We start from the raw sequence: 712 nt of genomic DNA, 5'->3' as shown, positions 1-712 counted from the left end.
CCGCGACCCGGCGCACGCCGAACGTCTCGGCCATGCGGGTCTGGTGCTTGGCGTAGTCGTTGCGGGTCTGGCCGGGCACGACGGCGATGGTGAGCACGTCCAGGCCGTCGCGGGAGTAGATGCCGACGATGCGCGGGGTGTAGAGGGTGCCGTAGTGCCGGATCGTGAGCTTGCACGCGGTCATGAGCTGCGGCCACAGCGGCTCGATCTCATCCAGGCGGAACTTGGCGAACTGTGCGCATGGACGGCACAGGCACCACGAGCGGTGGTAGTCACGCGGGTGCACCCACGCACCGCACAGGCACTTGATCATCTGTACTCTCGCACCGCCGAACATCACCGCTCACCACCGATCGCGGCCAGCAGATCGAGCTGAGTGCCAGCGACCACACGAGCAGCAGCCGGGCGCGTGTCCACGGCGGGACGAGTGGGGACAGGCACCGGGCGGACCATCGTCGGCAGCCACGAGCCACGGCCGAGCACCGCGCGGGCATCCACTGGAGTGGTCACCTGGAGCATCACCGATCGCAGGTCGACGTGCCCGGCCAGGGCGATCTGACGGGCCATCGCGGCGGCAGCGCCGGCCACTTCGATCAGCGTCGCGACCCGCAGTTCATCGGCGAACCCGGCCATGAACAGCGACCGGGACGCCAGGATCGCCGGAGCGGCAAGGGACGACACGAGCGCCGAGAAGTCAGCAGCGTGATCGGGC

Annotated in this window: 2 protein-coding genes; both read right to left on the bottom strand. The window is 69.2% G+C overall.

Annotated features, from left to right (window positions below; translation table 11 throughout):
- Positions 1-286: hypothetical protein (locus Cco03nite_RS42085; protein ID WP_373314471.1), on the bottom strand; the 286-nt coding region annotated here is incomplete at its 3' end.
- 50 nt (positions 287-336) lie between these two features.
- Positions 337-712, bottom strand: a 376-nt coding sequence (locus Cco03nite_RS42080) for a hypothetical protein (protein ID WP_203699643.1), incomplete at its 5' end; no start/stop codon positions are given.

The sequence above is a fragment of the Catellatospora coxensis genome, assembly GCF_016862635.1.
Classification (GTDB): domain Bacteria; phylum Actinomycetota; class Actinomycetes; order Mycobacteriales; family Micromonosporaceae; genus Catellatospora; species Catellatospora coxensis.
The sequence above is the reverse complement of the archived record's forward strand: the minus strand, read 5'-3'. Positions and strand labels throughout refer to the sequence as shown.